The sequence below is a fragment of the Tsukamurella pulmonis genome (assembly GCF_900103175.1).
GTDB classification, from domain to species: domain Bacteria; phylum Actinomycetota; class Actinomycetes; order Mycobacteriales; family Mycobacteriaceae; genus Tsukamurella; species Tsukamurella pulmonis.
The window spans coordinates 1,837,548-1,852,671 of record NZ_FNLF01000002.1; the positions used below are offsets into that span (position 1 = coordinate 1,837,548).

The 15,124-nt window shown below is 67.7% G+C and carries 13 protein-coding genes; 10 read left to right on the forward strand and 3 right to left on the reverse strand.

All coding sequences use genetic code 11. The features are described from left to right. Positions 1-235: 235 nt before the first annotated feature. Both BLQ62_RS09055 and BLQ62_RS09060 read right to left on the reverse strand, forming a co-directional pair. Positions 236-1,399, reverse strand: a complete 1,164-nt coding sequence (locus BLQ62_RS09055) for a DUF262 domain-containing protein (protein ID WP_082756501.1) — start codon at positions 1,397-1,399, stop codon at positions 236-238. After that, a complete protein-coding gene (locus BLQ62_RS09060) occupies positions 1,396-2,184 on the reverse strand; it encodes an FRG domain-containing protein (protein ID WP_160126323.1) in 789 nt (262 codons plus the stop codon). Before BLQ62_RS09060 ends, BLQ62_RS09055 begins: the two co-directional genes overlap by 4 nt. Positions 2,185-2,524: 340 nt before the next feature. Between BLQ62_RS09060 and BLQ62_RS09065 the strand changes: the two genes are divergently transcribed. Both BLQ62_RS09065 and gndA read left to right on the forward strand, forming a co-directional pair. Further along, complete coding sequence (locus BLQ62_RS09065) at positions 2,525-2,962, forward strand: very short patch repair endonuclease (protein WP_414929913.1); 438 nt, start codon at positions 2,525-2,527, stop codon at positions 2,960-2,962. Positions 2,963-3,041: 79 nt separating this feature from the next. Next, positions 3,042-4,484: an NADP-dependent phosphogluconate dehydrogenase gene (gndA, locus tag BLQ62_RS09070; RefSeq protein WP_068565832.1), complete on the forward strand. Its 1,443-nt coding sequence runs from the start codon at positions 3,042-3,044 to the stop codon at positions 4,482-4,484. A gap of 57 nt (positions 4,485-4,541) precedes the next feature. Here the strand turns inward: gndA and BLQ62_RS09075 are convergent, their stop codons facing one another. Further along, entirely contained in the window at positions 4,542-5,165 is a 624-nt protein-coding gene (locus tag BLQ62_RS09075) for a TetR/AcrR family transcriptional regulator (protein ID WP_068565830.1), read from the reverse strand. Between the two features lie 134 nt (positions 5,166-5,299). Here BLQ62_RS09075 and BLQ62_RS09080 point away from each other — a divergent pair, with 134 nt between their 5' ends. The 8 genes from BLQ62_RS09080 (at position 5,300) to BLQ62_RS09115 (ending at position 15,124) form a co-directional block, all read left to right on the forward strand. Continuing rightward, a complete protein-coding gene (locus BLQ62_RS09080) occupies positions 5,300-6,844 on the forward strand; it encodes an amino acid permease (protein WP_068565828.1) in 1,545 nt (514 codons plus the stop codon). A gap of 1 nt (position 6,845) precedes the next feature. Beyond that, positions 6,846-7,688, forward strand: coding sequence for an urea amidolyase associated protein UAAP1 (locus BLQ62_RS09085; protein ID WP_068565826.1), 843 nt, complete (start codon positions 6,846-6,848; stop codon positions 7,686-7,688). Between the two features lie 16 nt (positions 7,689-7,704). Beyond that, a complete protein-coding gene (locus BLQ62_RS09090) occupies positions 7,705-8,304 on the forward strand; it encodes an urea amidolyase associated protein UAAP2 (RefSeq protein WP_068565825.1) in 600 nt (199 codons plus the stop codon). Beyond that, positions 8,301-10,292 (forward strand): 5-oxoprolinase/urea amidolyase family protein, encoded by a 1,992-nt coding sequence (locus tag BLQ62_RS09095; protein WP_068565823.1) that lies wholly within the window; start codon positions 8,301-8,303, stop codon positions 10,290-10,292. Before BLQ62_RS09090 ends, BLQ62_RS09095 begins: the two co-directional genes overlap by 4 nt. Further along, positions 10,289-11,935, forward strand: coding sequence for an allophanate hydrolase (gene atzF, locus BLQ62_RS09100; RefSeq protein ID WP_068565820.1), 1,647 nt, complete (start codon positions 10,289-10,291; stop codon positions 11,933-11,935). The genes BLQ62_RS09095 and atzF overlap by 4 nt, the downstream gene beginning before the upstream one ends. A gap of 140 nt (positions 11,936-12,075) precedes the next feature. After that, positions 12,076-13,104, forward strand: a complete 1,029-nt coding sequence (locus BLQ62_RS09105; RefSeq protein WP_082756496.1) for a Bug family tripartite tricarboxylate transporter substrate binding protein — start codon at positions 12,076-12,078, stop codon at positions 13,102-13,104. Next, on the forward strand, positions 13,101-13,613 hold the full coding sequence (locus BLQ62_RS09110) for a tripartite tricarboxylate transporter TctB family protein (RefSeq protein WP_068565818.1): 513 nt from the start codon (positions 13,101-13,103) through the stop codon (positions 13,611-13,613). The genes BLQ62_RS09105 and BLQ62_RS09110 overlap by 4 nt, the downstream gene beginning before the upstream one ends. 2 nt (positions 13,614-13,615) lie before the next feature. Then, positions 13,616-15,124 carry a tripartite tricarboxylate transporter permease gene (locus BLQ62_RS09115; protein ID WP_068565816.1) on the forward strand — a complete coding sequence of 503 codons (1,509 nt, stop codon included), beginning with the start codon at positions 13,616-13,618 and terminating at the stop codon, positions 15,122-15,124.

The window sequence follows — 15,124 nt, forward strand, 5'->3', positions numbered from 1 at the left end:
TATCCGGCAGAATCGCCCGCGACGGACACACAGCAGCTCGCTAAATCGCACATTCAGTATCGGCGCGACGCAGACGCTTGGCCAAGGTCATGTCATTGATCGCGAATTCCTTCGCGATCGGTGAGAAATTCCACCAGGCCACGCGAACGCGGATGGAAAAGGTCCGGTTGGCGGTCCAATGATTCTAGGAGCAAGTACCACGGGCTCGACAGTAACGAAGTCGATCGACTCGATCTCATGCATCCTCGGACTCGTCAAGTTGTGGGAGCTCCCCGTCCTGAATGCTCTCGAGTCCCGCGAGAGGCGCACCTTCGGAGTAACCTAACACATAACTAGTGAGAATCTGTGCTCGACGACTCAAGGCGCTGCCGTCGTTGGTAGATTGGACTAGTCCGTTGTATTCACGCAGGCGTGCATTAGCAGCGGTGCTGTACGAATCAGACATCTCACTCAATTGAGCGACACTACGGCGTGCTAGCTCAAAGTCGGTCAGCATTTCTCGGTTGACGGTCCTGTAGAATTCTTGGTCTCGGAAACATATGTAGTAGACCACTACTGTACCGATCGAGGCGAGCAGAGCATCTTCTGCGTCAAAAATTGTTGACATCCGGTCCAATGTCTCCGTTGCCGACTGCGCGTAGTCGGACATTCTTTCGGGACTGATGCTTGGTGAGGGGGCACGCGTCGCAATGAACAGCGCGTAAAGCCGGTCGGCTTTTGTATCTGTAATTCTATTATTTGTATCGAGCTGATGCTCAATGGCGAGAAATTTGGCCCCGAGCTCTCTGTACTTATAGCGTGCATTCTTGATTGGTGAGCAGCGCACGAGGAGGTCATGTTCGGCAAGAGTGTTGGCGGCATCACGTGTGGGCCCTTTGAGGGCGTTTCGTCGTTCAGCCGCATTCAGCGCTGTCGAAGCGTTCAGTCGTTGAAACATCTCCTCGATTAGGTCGCCGCTGTTTGTTGTTACGCGAACGATGGGGAGTTCGAAATCAACGAAGCGGTCATAAAGGTGCGGATATGTCTTGCGAAGTTCCGATATTCTCATCTCTGTCGCATCGATTGATTCGTCCTCGAAAAAGATGAAGTTCTCGGACAGTGCGAGATCGCCTTCGAGGAAGGCTAGTATTGTCTCTAGTCGCTGCTTTCCGTCTATCACTGCGTACTGGTATGTGAGACCTTTAGCATTCTTGCGACCCGAATTCTCTTCTTCGAAGTAGAGCTTAGGGATGTCGAGACCGTTGATTATCGAATCTATCAAATTTTCTCGAGTTTGCGGTGACCATACTCCACCCTCACGCTGGTATGGAGGCGAGAGGTCTATGACACTCCTCATGCGCCCAAATCGACCGATTGATACGCCGGTCATCATCTTCGTTGTAATGCGCCGAGGATTCATGATGCTCGCTGCTCCGCTCCCGCTGTTATTCGACGAGCTATCCGGTCGAGATCGCGGTAGATCGATACCTCGTTAAATCCGAGTGTGTCCAGTTCTTCTCGAAGGTTCCGTTTCGAATCTTCTGGAACGGTGAATGACTGCAAGGCTGCCGCTTGCCGGAGAGGCTCCGTGCTTGATGAACCCGTCGGGGACTGCGACACTGTGAAGGTGCCATTCTGGAAGCGGATTCGATCAAACAGTAAGGGCGCGAGGACTGATCGCGGTTTCGAACGTTGGTCGCCTTCCTGTCCGGGGAGGTACTTTGACAGCAGGCTGTCACTCTCGGACAGCAGCCGTGGGTGCCCCCCGTCGTCATCGCCGGCGTCCCGGTTAAGTTTGGCTGGGTCAAGTACGAAAAACTCGCCAGCAACGTCACTGAGTGCATTGGCGTCTGAGTCTTTCTCGGTTGCAAAAAATAGTGCGACCAGAGGGCTCTGAGACCAGTCTAAGAGGCGAGTTGGTAGGGAGTGGTGCTGCGCGAACGTAATCCATCCCCATTTGTCGAACGCATATTGGGTGCCGGCGGCGGCTGCTTCTTGGCGAAAACGTGCCAGCATTGCCCCCTCTGCTTCTGTGCGCCCGGTACTTCGAAATGCAGACGGGGTGAGAAACCATGACGCATCTCGGTGTCCGCGATACCACAGCTCTCTGCCGTCGGCCGTTATTGGCGCGAGTGCCTGCATCAAGTCCGATATGGAGCATATTCTGGGCTGATCGGCGATATCCATTTGCTGTGAGTCCTCCATGCAGAGAACTATAGCCGGTGGGGGCTTCGAGGCTGCAATGTTTGTCAAGCGACAGGAGTTCGAACGGGCTCTTCCGGGTATTGGTGCCCGAGGTTCGCTGACGTGTAGCTGGGTGGACGCCATAGTGCATGCAGTGTGCTCATCTAATCTGCATTGGGTCCACTCATTTCCGGCTGCCAGGACTGCCTTCGCGGTTGATCCCCGCCTAATCAGTCAGTGTGACCTCGACAGCGACACCTTCAGTCCAAGATGTTGGTCTGAGGCACAAGCAGGCAATCCAGGTGCATTGATCGGTTCGGTCACTTGCTCGGCCGTGCTTGTCGACGGGCATGATGGTTCAGTGAATTCTTGGGCGTCGTCAGATGCCGTGCGGCGGTCGATGATGTCGAACCGTCGTAAGGACACTCGTCCAGAGCTGGCGCTTCGTCGGGAAGTGCACCGACTCGGTCTTAGGTATTTCGTCGATCGTGCGCCGCTATCGAAGATGCGGCGCCGACGCGCTGACTTGGTCTTCCCTCGGCTGAAGGTGGCGGTCTATCTGGACGGTTGCTTCTGGCACGGATGCCCGGAGCATCACTCGGTGAGTAAGACCAACGCGGAGTTCTGGGCGACCAAGGTTGCGAACAACCGTGCCAGGGACGAGGACACCAACCGGCGTCTCGAGGAAGCAGGCTGGACGGTGATCCGTGTGTGGGAACACGAGGACCCGGCGGTCGCGGCAGCGGAGATCAAGGCCGTCGTCGAGAAGGCGAAGAGGTACCGCCCGAAGAACAGGTGAGGTGGGGGCACCGTCGGGCGTGGGGACGTAACGTAGGGGCCGAGTGTGAACCACCACGAGGAAGAGGGACGAACGAGCGATGAGCAGCAACGACGCCAAGGCGAATATCGGAGTGGTGGGGATGGCGGTGATGGGCTCCAACCTGGCCCGCAACCTGGCGTCCCGGGAGGGCAACACCGTAGCGATCTACAACCGCTCGCCGGAGAAGACGCACGATGTGGTGAAGAACCATCCCGAGGCGAACTTCGTTGCCAGCGACACCATCGACGAGTTCGTCGCCAGCTTGGCCAAGCCGCGCACCGCGATCATCATGGTGCAGGCCGGCGCGGGCACGGACGCGGTGATCGAACAGCTGCAGGAGCGGTTCGAGCCGGGCGACATCATCGTCGACGGCGGCAACGCGAACTTCCACGACACCATCGCCCGCGAGGCGAAGATCGCGCCGACGGGCATCCACTTCGTCGGCGCCGGCATCTCCGGCGGCGAGGAGGGCGCGCTCAAGGGCCCGTCGATCATGCCCGGCGGCACCGCCGAGTCGTACAAGACCCTCGGCCCGATCCTCGCGTCGATCGCTGCGGTCGCGGAGGGCGAGGCCTGCGTGACCCACGTGGGCACCGATGGCGCCGGCCACTTCGTCAAGATGATCCACAACGGCATCGAGTACGCCGACATGGAGCTCATCGGCGAGGCCTACGACCTGCTGCGCAACGTCGCCGGCTACACGCCCGCCCAGATCTCCGACCTCTTCGCGACGTGGAACGAGGGGCCGCTCAACAGCTACCTCATCGAGATCACCATCGACATCCTCAAGCACGTCGACGCGGAGACGGGCAAGCCCTTCGTCGACATCGTCACCGACCAGGCCGGTAGCAAGGGCACCGGCGTGTGGACCGTGCAGACCGCCCTGGACCTGGGCGTGCCGGTCGGCGGCGTCGCCGAGGCCGTCTTCGGCCGCGCCGTCTCCTCCAAGCGCAACCAGCGCGACGCGGTGCAGGCTCTCGGTATCGAGCGCCCCACGGCCCCGCGGGTCGACGACTCCTTCGTCGACGACGTCGCGAAGGCCCTCTACGCCTCCAAGATCGTCGCCTACGCCCAGGGCTTCGACGCGATCATCGCCGGCGCGGAGAAGTACGGCTGGAACATCGACAAGGGCGCCGTCGCCAAGATCTGGCGCGGCGGCTGCATCATCCGGGCCCAGTTCCTCAACGTCCTCGCCGACGCCTACGCCGAGAACCCGAACCTCGCCACGCTGCTCGAGGCCCCGTACTTCGCGCAGGCCATCCGCGACGGCGAGGACGCCTGGCGCCGCGTCGTCATCACCGCCACCCAGGCCGCCGTCCCGATCCCGGGCTTCGCGACGGCGCTGAGCTACTTCGACTCGCTCAACGTGGACCGCCTGCCCGCCGCGCTCGTCCAGGGCCAGCGCGACTTCTTCGGCGCGCACACCTACAAGCGCGTCGACAAGCCCGGCACCTTCCACACGCTGTGGTCGGGAGACCGCAGCGAGATCACGACGGACTAGAGACCGCAACGAAGGGGCGCAGCCGTGATCGGCTGCGCCCCTTCGTCGTCTCGCGAGTCAGGCCAGCACCCGCTCGATCGCCTCACAGATGGCGTCGACGAGCGCGTCTTCGCGACCGGGGGAGACGGCACCGTCGGAGCGCAGGCCGATCACGGACTCCACGAGCCGGAACGGCAGGAGCGTGCGCGGATCGGTGTCGTCACCGAGAACAGCGACAGCCAGAGAGCGGTAGTGCGACGCCAGCTCCGCCCGGTCCGATCGGAACTCGGCGAACTCCTCGGCCGCGAGCTCGGGCAGGTGGTAGAGCGCGCCCAGGTTGTAGCGCGCCGCCAGCAGCTGGCCGGCGTCGGACCGGGCCAACGTCAACAGCCGGCCGAGAGGCGCACCGTCGGCGGAGGCGACGGAGCGCGCGAGCGTGAGCGGGGCCTGCACCGTGGCCTCCAACAGTGCGGTCAGGATCTCGCCCTTGGTGGGGAAGTAGTGGTAGAGCGACGCCTGCCGGATTCCCACGGCCTCCGCGATCTGCCGGGTCGACGTGGCCGCGTACCCGCGCTGGGTGAACAACTCGGCCGCGGCGTCCAGAATCTCCTCGACGGCCGTGGCGCCGGGCCGACGCGGATCGTTCGCCCGCGGTCGGCCCCGTCTACCTGCGGTTTCCGCCCCACCGTTCGCCTCCGTCACGGCACACAGGCTACCCGCCGCGAAACATGTTCGTAGCGCCGGTTTTCCCATTCCTTACCGCGGGGCAATGCGGCTGACCCGGGAGAACGGTTTTCTATCAACTGACAGATAGAGCGCCGACCGGGAAGTCGACCATGACAGCAACCCAAGCCCGACACCATGATTCGGATGATCTGGCAGAACTCGGCTACCAGCCGCAGCTGCGCCGCTCGCTGGGGACGTTCGCGTCGTTCGCCGCCGGCTTCTCGTTCGTGTCCATCCTCACCACCATCTTCCAGCTGTTCGGCCTCGGTTACTCCCTCGGCGGGGCGGCCTTCTTCTGGACCTGGCCGCTGGTCTACCTCGGCCAGTTCCTGGTCGCGCTGTGCTTCGCCGAGATGGCCGCCCGCTACCCGATCTCCGGCGCGATCTACCAGTGGTCGCGGCGCCTCGGCGGCGAGGTGGTCGGCTGGTTCGGCGGCTGGTTCATGATCCTCGCGCAGATCGTGACCGCCTCGGCGGCCGCCATCGCGCTCCAGGTGGTCCTGCCCACCGTGTGGTCGGGCTTCCAGATCATCGGCGACGACGCCTCCCTCACCAGCCCCAGCGGCGCCGCCAACGCCGTCCTGCTCGGCACCGTCCTGCTGATCATCACCACCACCATCAACTGCATCGGCGTGCACTGGATGAGCCGCATCAACGCCATCGGCGTCACCTGCGAGCTCGTCGGCGTGGTCGCCGTCATCGGGGCGCTGGCGATGCACGCCCAGCGCGGTCCCCAGGTCGTCTTCGACACCTCGCACGTCGCGTCCGCCGGTTCGGGCGGCTACCTCGGCGCGTTCATCGTCTCCGGCCTCATGGCCGCCTACGTGATGGTCGGCTTCGGCTCGGCCGGTGAGCTCGCCGAGGAGACCGTCAACCCCCGCCGTGTCGCGCCGCGCACCATCCGGTTCGCGCTCACCGCCTCGGCCGTCGGCGGCGGCCTCATGCTGCTCGCCGCCCTCATGGCCGCGCCGACGCTGGGGGAGGAGCTCGCCGCCGGCGGCCTGCCCTACGTCCTGCAGTCCGTCCTCGGCTCGTTCTGGGGGAAGGTCCTCCTGATCGACGTGGCCGTCGCCGTCTTCATCTGCACCCTCGCCATCCAGACGGCGTGCAGCCGCCTGATCTTCTCCATGGCCCGCGATCACCGCCTCCCGTTCTCCGAGCGTCTCTCCCGCGTGAACCCGCGCACCCAGGCGCCCGTCGCCCCGGCCGTGCTCATCGGGATCCTGTGCGTCGCCGTCCTGCTCGTGAACGTCGGCAATCCCGCGATCTTCGCCACCCTCGCCAGCGTCTGCATCGTGCTCATCTACCTCGCCTACCTGTCGGTGACGGTGCCGATGCTCTACCAGCGGCTCCGCGGCTGGCCGCACGGCGCCGACGTCCGCGACTCCGAGGGCAGGCCCGTATTCACCCTGGGCCGCTGGGGCGTGCCGATCAACGCCGCCGCCGTCCTCTACGGCGGGGCGATGGTGATCAACCTCGCCTGGCCCCGCGCCGAGATCTACGACCCCGCAGGACAATCCCCGCTACTGCAATGGGCCGGACCGATCACGGTCGGTATCGCGATCGTCGCGGGCATTGCCTGCTTCCCGCGCCACGCGCACCCGCGCCCCGTCACCGCCGTCCTCCCGAACCTCCCCGCCACGAAAGGCATTTGACGTGACCGCCATCGCCGAGACCACCGCCACCACCCAGGGCGCCCGCGACCACGCCCGCGCCCAGGCCGACACCCGCGTCGAGGGCATGCCGACGGTGCCCGCCACCGCCTGGCCCGACCCGCCCGCCGGCGTGCCCGCCGACGCCCTCACCTGGGCGGAGACCGTCCCGGGCGGCCGCTACACGTCGAAGGTGCTGGCGCGCGGCACCCGAATCCGCCTGACCGACACCGTCGGCACCGTCTGCGCGAACATCCTCCTCTGGCGCGCCGACGCCCCCTGGGAACGGCTCAACGTCGCAGACACCGTCAAGGTGCCGTGGCAGGCGTACGTCGGCGCGGGCCACCCGCTGCTCTCCGACCAGGGACGCGTGCTCGCCACCGTCGTCGCCGACGACTCCGGCCACCACGACGCCCTCTGCGGCGCCACCACGCTCGCCACCAACACCGCCAAGTACGGCGCGGGCGAGGCACACTCCGCGAGCCCCGCCGGTCGCGAGCTGCTGGTGCTCGCCGCCGCCAAGCACGGGCTGACGCCCACCGACGTCGCGCCGTCCGTCTCGTTCTTCCACGGCGTCACCGTCTCCGCCGACGGTGCGCTCGTCTCCACGGGCAGTGCGGGGCCGGGGAAGTCGGTCGAGATGGTCCTGCACCTGCCGTGCATCGTCGCCGTCGCGAACACCGCACACCCCCTCGACCCGTCGCCGACCTTCGACACCGGCCTGCTCGAGGTGCTGGCCTGGCGCGCCGACGACGACCTCGCCGCGCTGATCGCCGACCCGGACACCGACCCCGAATACCAGCGCGCCGTGGCGAACTCCGAAGACGCCCACCGCGCGGCCCACTGACCCGGAAGGAATCCCCATGAGCGCCACCGTCACCCCGCGGGCCCCCTGGTCGGGCGTCGTCCCTGCCGGCCACACCCTCACCATGACCGATCTGCACGGCAACCAGGCCGTCGACACCCTCTTCTACGGCGCGCACGACCACACCGTCCGCTACAGCGCCCAGCAGACGATCCTCGGCCAGGGCAGCATCTTCCTGGGCACGGGAACCGTGATCCGCGACCAGGAGTCGCGCCCGATGATGACCATCGTCGACGACGAGGTCGGCCACCACGACACCCTCGGTGGCGCCTGCTCGCAGGAGTCGAACACCCTGCGCTACGGCCACCACACCAAGCACCAGCACGCCTGCGTCGAGAACTTCCTCATCGAGGGCAGCCGGCACGGCCTCGGCAAGCGCGACCTCGTGGGCAACGTCAACTTCTACATGTACGTCCCCATCGACCCCGACGGCACGCTCGGCATCGTCGACGGCCTCTCGGCTCCCGGCCGCAAGCTCGTGCTGCGCGCCGAGATCGACACCCTCGTCCTGATCTCCAACTGCCCGCAGATCAACAACCCCTGCAACGGTTTCGACCCCACCGCGGTCGAGCTCGAGATCTCGGAGGCCGCCGCATGACCATCCTCACCGTCGTCCGCCCCGGCCCCATGACCACCGTGCAGGACTGGCCCGGCCGCGCCGCCTACTGGTCGATCGGCGTCCCGCCCTCGGGCCCCATGGACGATCTCTCCTTCCGCCTCGCCAACCTCGCCGTCGGCAACGCCGAGGGCGCACCGGGATTCGAGTGCACGCTCGGTGGTCTCGCCGTCACCGTCGACGAGTCCACCACCGTCGCGGTCACCGGTGCCCCCGTCACGGTCACCGTCGACGGGGTGCCCGTCCCCACCTGGGCGCCCGTCGACCTCCTGCCCGGACAGCAGCTCGCCATCGGTGCGACGGGATCGCTCGGCATGCGTGCCTACCTCGCCGTCCGCGGCGGCATCGCGGTACCCGAATACCTGGGCAGCGCATCGACGTTCACGCTGGGGAAGTTCGGCGGCCACCAGGGCAGGACACTCGCCGCCGGTGACGAGCTGCCCCTCGGGGACCAGCTCGCCGCCGCCCCGCGTCGCATCCTCGACGACGAGGTGCCCGCGTTCACCGACCGCTGGGAGCTCGCCGTCACCGTCGGCCCGCACTCGGCGCCCGAGTACTTCACCGCATCCGACATCGAGACCCTCTACGGCACCGCCTACGAGGTGCACTTCAACTCGGACCGCACCGGCGTGCGGCTCATCGGCCCCAAGCCCGAATGGGCCCGCGCCGACGGCGGCGAGGCCGGCCTGCACCCGTCCAACATTCACGACAACGCCTACTCGGTGGGCGCCCTCGACTTCACCGGCGACACCCCGATCCTGCTCGGCCCCGACGGTCCCAGCCTGGGGGGCTTCGTCTGCCCCGTCACAGTCACCACCGCCGATCGCTGGAAGCTCGGACAGCTGCGCCCCGGGGACAGCGTGCGCTTCGTCCCCGTCCGCGCCGCCGCGGCGGCCTCGCCCGGCTCCTTCGGCACTGCGCGGCGCGCCCACCTGCCCGTCGTCCTGTCCGGCGGGGGAGACCCCGACGACGGCGTGCTGGCGCGATCGGTGACCGCCGACGGCGAGACCACCATCACCTACCGACGGTCGGGCGACGACAACGTCCTCGTCGAGTACGGCGCCATGACACTGGATCTGGAGTCCCGCGCCCGCGTGCACGCCCTCGAGCAGCGACTGCGCGCCGATGCACCGCGCGGCCTGATCGACCTGACCGCCGGCGTGCGCAGCCTGCAGGTCAAGTTCGATCCCACGGCGCTACGCCAGCCGGCGGCCCTCGACTGGATCCGGGAGGCCGAATCGCAGCTGCGCGCCGCCGACGACATGATCGTGCCCAGCCGCACCGTCTCCCTCCCACTGTCGTGGGACGATCCCAGCACCCGCGAGGCCATCGAGCGGTACGTGCTCGGCGTCCGCGGCGACGCCCCGTGGTGCCCGTGGAACATCGAGTTCATCCGCCGCATGAACGGGCTCGGCTCCGTCGAGGACGTCCAGCGGATCGTCTTCGACGCCTCGTACCTCGTCCTCGGCCTGGGTGATGTGTACCTCGGTGCGCCCGTGGCCGTCCCGCTCGACCCGCGCCACCGGCTGGTGACCACCAAGTACAACCCCGCCCGCACCTGGACGCCCGAGAACGCGGTCGGCATCGGCGGTGCGTACCTGTGCATCTACGGCATGGAGGGCCCCGGCGGCTACCAGTTCGTGGGCCGCACCACCCAGGTGTGGAACCACAGTCACCCCCACGCCGCGGGCGGCTTCGAGCCCGAACACCCCTGGCTGCTCCGCCATTTCGACCGGATCAGTTGGTACCCGGTCTGCACCGAGGAGCTCGCCGATCTGCGCGCCGACACCGCCGCCGGCCGTGGCTCCGTGGACATCACGCCCGGCTCCTTCTCCCTCTCCTCGCACCGCGCCTTCCTCGCCCGCGAGGCCGACGGCATCGCCCGCGTGCAGTCGGCGATGGAGATCGCCCGCGACGAGGAGCGCGGCCGCTGGGCGGCCGCCGGCGAATTCACTAGGAGCGCAGCATGAACCGCATCGCCGACATCTACCGGCGCATCGCCGCGGACGAGCGGACCGAGCTCTTCCTCGCGCTGCGTCCGGAGGCCGAGGTCGCCGCCGAGTACGCGGCGTCCCTCGCGGCGGGCGGCCCGCTCGCCGGCGTCGTCCTCGCCGTCAAGGACAACGTGGACGTTGCGGGCCTCCCGACCACCGCCGCCTGCCCCGGCTACGCCTACCGACCCGAGGCGGACGCCGCCGCCGTCGCGGCCCTCCGCGCTGCCGGCGCCGTGGTCATCGGCAAGACCAACCTCGACCAGTTCGCCACCGGTCTGGTCGGCACCCGCAGCCCGTACGGCGCGGTGCGGGATTCCCGGCGGCCCGACCACATCTCCGGGGGATCGAGCTCCGGTTCGGCGGTCGCCGTCGCCCTCGACTACGCGGACATCGCGATCGGCACCGACACCGCCGGCTCCGGCCGCGTCCCGGCCGGACTGCAGGGCATCGTCGGCATCAAGCCCACGATCGGCACCGTCGGCACCGACGGCGTTGTGCCCGCGTGCGCGTCGTACGACTGTGTGACGGTCTTCGCCCCCGACGTCGCCACGGCGAGCCGCGCCATGACCGTCATGGGCGAGACCGGCACCCGACGCTGGGCCGCCGACACCCCGTTCGCCGCCGCGCCCGAGGCGACTCTCGCGATCCCCGCGGAGCTCCCCGGCCTGTCCGCCGCCTGGCGGGAGGCCTTCGACGGTGCCGTCGCGCGCGCCGAGGCGGCGGGGCTGCGGGTCAAGCCCGTCGACGTCTCCGAGTTGCTCGCCGCCGCGAAGCTCCTCTACGACGGTGCCCTCGTCGCCGAGCGGTACAGCGCGGTGGGGGAGTTCGTCGCCGAGGCGGGTGACGACGCGGGACTGGATCCGACGGTGGCCGCCATCGTGCGCGCCGCGGGCGGGCTTCCCGCGCACCGCCTGGCCGCCGACCAGGCCGAGTTGCGCGTCGTGGCCCGGCGAGCGGCGGGGTTGTTCGAGGGCTACTCCGGGCTCATGGTGCCCACCGCGCCGCGGCACCCGACGCTCGCCGAGGTGGCCGACGACCCGGTCGGGGTGAACTCGGAGATGGGGACGTACACCAACTTCTGCAACCTCCTCGACCTGTGCGGCGTGGCCGTCCCGGTCGGGGAGACCACGGACGGTGCGCAGTTCGGGATCACGGTGCTGGCGCCCGCGGGGCACGACGGGGTCGCGCTCGACCTCGCCGCTCGGATCACCGGAGCGCCGCCCGTGGCGCCGTGGAACCTCGACCTGGCCGGTGCGGTGGAGCTGGCCGTATTCGGCGCGCACCTGCGTGGGCAGCCGCTCGAGCACGAGCTGACCTCACTCGGGGCGTACTGGGCGGGCGAGATCCGGACCGCCGACCAGTACCGCCTCGTCGAACTGGCGACGACGCCGCCCAAGCCCGGCCTCGTCCACGACCCCGCACACGGCCGCGGCATCCGCGGCGAGCTCTGGCGACTCGCACCCGCGGCGCTGGGAGCGTTCCTCACCCGGCTTCCATCCCCGATGACACTCGGCTCCGTTCGGCTCGACGACGGCCGGGACGTGGTGGGGTTCGGTTGCCAGGCGTCGGCGCTCGCGAGCGCCCGCGACCTCGCCGTGGATCACTGGCTCGACCGGTGATCGGGCCCGCCTGACCTGGCGATTCCGACTTCTGCGCGTTTCGCTCGTTCTGCTCTTTACCTGGAATTGTGAATTCGGTCACCTGTCCTTGGTGCGTCGATAATCTGGCGTCCTCATCAGCTCGACGAGGAGGTTCACCGATGGCGTCGGACAGTTCGGACCATGAGGGGCGGGCGACATCCCCACCGGGAGAGCGCAGCGTCGTCGCCCTCGCGATCTACGCGCTCATCGCCGTCGTGGTGATCTCCACCGCGGTGTACTACTCCTTCCAGCGCGGCGGCCTTTCCGCCGACATCCGCAACAAGGCCACCCTCATCGCGCCCGCCGGCGCGGGCGGCGGGTGGGACCTCGTGATGCGCGAATCGCAGGCGATCATGCGCGAGCAGAAGATCGCCACCAACATCCAGGTCGTCAACGTGCCCGGCGCCGCCGGCACCATCGGCCTCTCGCGACTGCACTCCATGGAGGGCCGCGCCGACGTCGCCATGGTCGGCGGCACAGGTCTCGTGGCCGGCGTCCAGCAGACGAAGTCGGCCGTCACCATGACGGATGTGACCGCGATCGCGCGGATCTTCGAGGAGTACGACGTGCTCGTCGTCCCGGCGAACTCGCCGTACAAGTCCGTCGACGACCTGGTCGCGGCGTGGAGGAGCAACCCGCATTCGATCCCGTTCACCGGCGGCGGCAGCTTCGACCAGTTGGTCATGGCGCAGTTCGCGAAGGCCGCCGGGATCGACCCCAGGAACACCACCTACATCCCCAAGGCCGGCGGCGGCGAGGTCGCCCAGGCCCTGGTCACCGGCACGGCGAAGGCCGCGTTCTCCGGCTACGCCGACCTCATCGACCAGATCGAATCCGGGCGCCTCCGCGGACTCGCCATGGCCGCCAAGGAGCCCATCGACGGCGTGGACTTCCCGACGCTCCGCCAGCTCGGCTACGACGTGACGCTGGCCAACTGGCGCGCCCTGTTCGGCCCGCCCGACATCTCCGCGGCGGACGTGAAGAACATCCGCGACGTCTTCGACGAGGTCATGCGCACGCAGGACTGGGCCGAGGCCGAACGCAACAACAAGTGGACCAGGGCGTGGCTGGAAGGCCCCGAGCTGACCACCTTCATCGCCGACGAGGACCGCGTCATCGCCGGCCTGTACCAGGAGCTCGGCAAATGACAACGCAGACAGAAGAAGCAGACTCCGCGGCCCCGGACACCGGGAACGGGCTCGGCGCGCTCGTCGTCCCCGCGATCCTCGCGATCGCCAGCACCCTCGTCGTCATCGGCAACCTCACCATGGACGTCCAGTCCGATGACAGCCCGGGCCCGACGTTCTTCCCGTGGCTGCTGGCCATCGTCGGCTACGCGCTGGCCGCCGCGCTCACGGTCCACTTCGTCCGCAACCCGGACGAACTGGCTCGCTCCGAGACCAAGTTCCGCACCTACACCGACTGGGCCGCCGCCGGCTGGCTCATCGGCGGGCTCATCGCGTTCGCGGTCCTCCTGGACGTCCTCGGCTGGATCCTCGCCGCCGCGCTCCTGTTCTGGTGCGTGACACGGGCCTTCAATAGCAAGCGGCCCCTGTTCGACGTCTCCGTGGGGCTGCTGCTCTCCAGCCTCGTCTTCCTGATCTTCGGCGTCCTGCTGGACGTCCCGCTCCCGTCCGGAATCCTGGGAGGACTGTAACCATGGACCAGTTCGGACTCCTGCTCGACGGGTTCGCCGGGGCACTCTCGCCGTCGAACCTCATGTGGGTCGTCATCGGCTGCCTCATCGGCACCGCGGTCGGGGTGCTGCCCGGCCTCGGCTCCTCGATGGCCGTGGCGCTGCTGCTCCCGATGACCTTCGCGCTCAACCCGACCGCGGCCTTCATCCTGTTCTCCGGCGTCTACTTCGGCGGCCTCTTCGGCGATTCGACGATGGCCATCCTCATGAATACCCCGGGCCAGGCCTCCTCGATCGCCTCGACCTTCGAGGGCCACCAGATGGCGAAGAACGGCAAGGCGCCCCAGGCGCTGGCCATCGCCGCCATCGGCGCCTTCATCGGCGGCATGATCGCCTCGATCCTCGTCGTCTTCCTCGCCCCGTTCATGGCGGACCTGTCCACGAAGTTCGGCCCGGCCGAGTACTTCGCGCTCTCGCTGCTCGCCTTCGGCGCGATCTCCTCGGTCGTCTCCGAATCGGTGATCAAGGGGCTCGCCTCGCTGGTGATGGGCCTCATGTTCGCCACCGTCGGCATCGACCAGATCTCCGGCACCGAGCGCTTCACCTTCGGCTCCGCGAACCTCTTCGACGGGATCTCGCTCGTCATCGTCGCGGTCGGCATGCTGGCCCTCGGCGAGATCATCATCGTGGCCTCGCGGATCCGCCGCGATCCCGCCCCGAAGGCGCTCGGCGCCAAGGCCGGCCGCGCCTGGCTCTCGAAGGCGGAGTTCAAGGAGGCGCTCCCGGCGTGGGGCCGCGGCACCGCCATCGGCCTGCCCTTCGGCGTCATCCCGGTCGGCGGCTCGGAGGTGCCCACCTTCCTCGCCTACGACGTGGAGCGCCGCCTCGATCGCCGTCGGAAGTTCCCGATGTTCGGCAAGGGCGCGCCCCGCGGCCTCGCCGCACCGGAGGCCGCCGGCAACTCGACCACCGGCATGGCGATGGGCGCGCTGCTCTCCCTGGGCCTCCCGGTCTCGGCGACCGCCGCGATCATGCTCGCCGCATTCCGCCAGTACGGTCTGCAGCCGGGGCCGCTGCTGTTCGACAACTCGCCGGACCTGGTGTGGGCGCTGCTCGCCAGCTTCTTCATCGCGATGGTCGTGCTGCTGATCATCAACCTGCCCTTCGCGCAGCTGTGGGCGAAGCTGTTGCTCATCCCTGCGCCCTACCTCTACGGCAGCATCGTCGTGTTCTGCGGACTGGGCATCTACGCGACGTCGCCGACCATGTTCGACCTGCTGCTGTTCCTCGCGATCGGCCTGCTGGCCTTCGTCTTCAAGCGCTACGACATCCCGATCGCGCCCCTCCTGATCGGCATGGTGCTGGGTCCGCTCGCCGAGACGAGCCTGCGCGATGCGCTGCTGTCCTCCGACGGGGACTACTCCGTCTTCGTCTCCTCGCCCATCTCGATCACGCTCTACGCCCTGTTAATCGCCGTGCTGCTGATCAAGGCACGCCAGGTCGTCACCGCCCGCACCGGAAAGGACGTCTGA

What these genes read in the sequence shown, in the direction of transcription:
- BLQ62_RS09055 (WP_082756501.1), bottom strand. Translation starts at nt 1,399, where the DNA reads ATGAATCCTCGGCGCATTACAACGAAGATGATGACCGGCGTATCAATC.
- BLQ62_RS09060 (WP_160126323.1), bottom strand. Translation starts at nt 2,184, where the DNA reads ATGGAGGACTCACAGCAAATGGATATCGCCGATCAGCCCAGAATATGC.
- gndA (WP_068565832.1), top strand. Translation starts at nt 3,042, where the DNA reads ATGAGCAGCAACGACGCCAAGGCGAATATCGGAGTGGTGGGGATGGCG.
- BLQ62_RS09080 (WP_068565828.1), top strand. Translation starts at nt 5,300, where the DNA reads ATGACAGCAACCCAAGCCCGACACCATGATTCGGATGATCTGGCAGAA.
- BLQ62_RS09090 (WP_068565825.1), top strand. Translation starts at nt 7,705, where the DNA reads ATGAGCGCCACCGTCACCCCGCGGGCCCCCTGGTCGGGCGTCGTCCCT.
- BLQ62_RS09095 (WP_068565823.1), top strand. Translation starts at nt 8,301, where the DNA reads ATGACCATCCTCACCGTCGTCCGCCCCGGCCCCATGACCACCGTGCAG.
- atzF (WP_068565820.1), top strand. Translation starts at nt 10,289, where the DNA reads ATGAACCGCATCGCCGACATCTACCGGCGCATCGCCGCGGACGAGCGG.
- BLQ62_RS09105 (WP_082756496.1), top strand. Translation starts at nt 12,076, where the DNA reads ATGGCGTCGGACAGTTCGGACCATGAGGGGCGGGCGACATCCCCACCG.
- BLQ62_RS09110 (WP_068565818.1), top strand. Translation starts at nt 13,101, where the DNA reads ATGACAACGCAGACAGAAGAAGCAGACTCCGCGGCCCCGGACACCGGG.
- BLQ62_RS09115 (WP_068565816.1), top strand. Translation starts at nt 13,616, where the DNA reads ATGGACCAGTTCGGACTCCTGCTCGACGGGTTCGCCGGGGCACTCTCG.